Raw genomic sequence first — 3,466 nt, 5'->3', positions numbered from 1 at the left:
GACTTCGAGTGTGTGTAGTTCAGAGGTGTGCTGTTCCGATCTGACACCACCACCGGCGGCACGACCCACGACACCGGCACGACCACCACCACCGACACCACCGGCGCCACCGACACCACCGGCGCCGGCGCCGGCGCCGGTGACCTCGCCGTCCGCCACCTCGAAGTCGCGATCATCGGCGCCGGCATCTCCGGCCTCGGCACCGCCATCGGCCTCCTCAAAGCCGGCATCGACGACTTCCTCGTCTTCGAACGCGCCCACGACCTCGGCGGCACCTGGCGCGACAACACCTACCCCGGCTGCGCCTGCGACGTCCAGGCCCACCTCTACTCCTTCTCCTTCGCCCGCAACCCCGAATGGAAATCCACCTTCGCCACCCGGGCCGAGGTCCACGCCTACCTCAAGAACTGCGCCACCCGCCACGGCGTCGACCCCCACCTGCGCTACGACCACGAACTCCTGGACGCCACCTGGAACGACACCCACCACCACTGGGACATCCGCACACAGCACGGCCGCTACACCGCCCAGGTCCTCGTCACCGGCACCGGCTACCTCTCCGACCCCGCCGTCCCCGACCTGCCCGGCCTCGACACCTTCACCGGCACCGTCTTCCACTCCTCCCGCTGGCGCCACGACCACGACCTCACCGGCCGCAACATCGCCGTCATCGGCACCGGCGCCTCCGCCATCCAGTTCGTCCCCGCCATCCAGCCCCACGCCGCACGCATCGACCTCTACCAGCGCACACCCCCCTGGGTCGCCGCCAAACCCGACAAACCCAACACCCCCCGCCACACCTGGATGCTCCGCCACCTCCCCGGCTACCAGCGCTTCCGCCGCGCCTTCAACAAACACGGCCGCGAAATCGTCGCGTTCTTCATGTCCCGCCCCTCCCGCACCACCGGCATGAAGAACATGGCCGCCGGCCACCTCAAAAAATCCGTCCCCGACCCCGCCCTGCGCGCCCGCCTCACCCCCGACTACACCGTCGGCTGCAAACGCCTCCTCTTCTCCAACACCTGGTACCCCGCCATCCAACAACCCAACGTCGACATCGTCTCCGACACCATCACCCACATCGGCCCCACCCACATCACCACCACCGACGGCACCCGACGCCACATCGACACCATCATCCTCGCCACCGGCTTCACCGCCACCGACCGCCCCGTCGCCCACCTCATCCACGGCCGCCACGGACACACCCTCGCCGACACCTGGAACACCCACGGCATGACCGCCCACCGCGGCACCACCATCCACGGCTTCCCCAACCTCTTCATGCTCCTGGGCCCCAACACCACCCTCGGCCACTCCTCGCAAACCGTCATGATCGAAGCCCAGATCACCTACATCCTCGCCGCCCTCAAAACCCTCCGCACCCACCACCTCACCACCCTCGACGTCCACCCCCACGCCCAGACCACCTACAACACCACCCTCCAGAACCGCCTCAAGAACACCGTCTGGAACACCGGCGGCTGCACCAGCTGGTACACCGACACCCACGGCAACAACCCCAACATCTGGCCCACCTACACCTGGCGCTTCCGCCAACAAACCCGCACCTTCGACCTCACCAACTACCAAACCACCACCCACACCACCCCCTGACACCACCCGCCACCCCGCAACACACCCAGCCACCAGCCGGCACCCGCACCACCCGCCACCCGGCGGCACCCGGCTACCGCACCCCCGACCACCAGCGGCACCCCCGCCAGCACCCGCCACCACACCCCCGGCGCCACCCCCGGCCACCAGCGACACAGACCACCCGCCACACCGGCACTCACCGCACCCCACACCCCGCACCACCGGGACAGGCCGGCCCACACCACAGACCGGCCCACCGAACAACACCCAGAACACAACACACCGGACGCAGCACCAGCACGACGAGCAAGACCCGAACGACCCGCAGGACCCGCACAACACACAGAACCAGCACGGCAGTCACCAACGACAAAGGCACCACCCCACGCAGGACCGGCCACACCACGACCCGCAGAACCGGCACACACGACACACACGGCACCACCAGCAATGCCGGCCGGCGCGACCGGCCCGACCGACCCGCACCAGCACCAGCACCAGCACCAACACCAGCAGGGCCAGCAGGTCAGTTACAGGCGACAGGAACCGCTTCGGCACACACAACCCGAACACCCCGCGCAACACACAGGACCGGCAGACGGAGCCGGCAGGCAAAAAAACCGGCCCCCGCACCCACACAACCCCCACGACGGCCACCACCCGCAGAACCCGCAGAACCGACGGGCCGGGGCAGAACCGACGGGCCGGGGCAGAACCGACGGGCCGGGGCAGAACCGACGGGCCGGGGCAGAACCGACGGGCCGGGGCAGGACCGACGGGCCGGGGCAGGACCGAAACCACCGGCACCACCCACACGGCCGGTACGGCCAGGAGAAACGGTACGGCGAGAACGCCGACCCCCCACGCCACCGAACCAGTTGGGACCGGCAGAGCCGCCGGGAACGGCAGGCAGAGGAACCGGCCCCCGGCACCAGCACAACAAGCAGGACCAGCACCACGGTTGCACCAGGCAGCAGCACCCCTGCACGCACGACCGCAACGACCGACAGGACCAGCAGGACCGAAACCATCGGCACAACCCGCACGGCCGGTACGGCCAGGAGGAACGGTACGGCGAGAACGCCAACCCCCCACGCCACCCAACCAGCTGGGACCGGAAGAGCCACCGGGAACGGCAGGCAGAGGAACCGGCCCCCCGCACCAGCACAACAAGCACGACCAGCACCACGGTCACACAAGGCAGCAGCACCCCTGCACGCACGACCGCAACGACCGACAGGACCAGCAGGACCGAAACCACCGGCACAACCCGCACCGCCGGTACGGCCAACAGAACCAGTACGGCCGACGGGACCCACTCGGCCACGGCCCGACCAGCAGGACCGGCACACGCGGCACCACCGGCAGGGCAGGCCGATCGAACCGCCCGGCACAGGACCGGCACCACCCGCAAAGACACCGCAGCCGGCAACGCAGGCACAGCCGACACAGCCGACACAGCCGGCCGAGCAACCGGGAACGGCAGGCAGAGGAACCGGCCCCCGGCACCAGCACAACAAGCACGACCAGCACCACGGTTGCACAAGGCGGCAGCACCCCTGCACGCACGACCGCAACGACCAGCAGGACCAGCAGGACCGAAACCACCCACCGGTCGAGCCACCGCCGACAGCACCCGCAAAGCCGGCACCCACCGCACACCACCGGCACCGGCACCCGCCGGGCCCCCCACCACCCCGAGGAGACCACCGCGCATGAACCGACCCGCCCTCTCCAGGCGCACCCTGCTCACCGGCGCCGCCGCCACCGTCATCGGCTACAACACCACCACCCGCACCTGGGCCACCGCGGCCACCACCGGCACGCCGGTCAACGCCAAGCTCACCTTCAGGGCGGGCGCCCACAC

At 69.7% G+C, this 3,466-nt stretch carries 1 protein-coding gene; it reads left to right on the top strand.

Going from position 1 to position 3,466, the window contains the following annotated elements; genetic code table 11:
- The first annotated feature begins 27 nt into the window (after positions 1 to 27).
- Positions 28 to 1,617 carry a flavin-containing monooxygenase gene (locus ACIQOV_RS33240; protein WP_401054465.1) on the top strand — a complete coding sequence of 530 codons (1,590 nt, stop codon included), beginning with the start codon at positions 28 to 30 and terminating at the stop codon, positions 1,615 to 1,617.
- Positions 1,618 to 3,466: the final 1,849 nt, after the last annotated feature.

It is taken from the genome of Kitasatospora sp. NPDC091257 (assembly GCF_044757675.1).
Taxonomy (GTDB): Bacteria; Actinomycetota; Actinomycetes; order Streptomycetales; family Streptomycetaceae; genus Kitasatospora; species Kitasatospora lactacystinica.
Note: the sequence above shows the minus strand (reverse complement) of the source record. Positions and strands in the feature narration are given on the sequence as shown.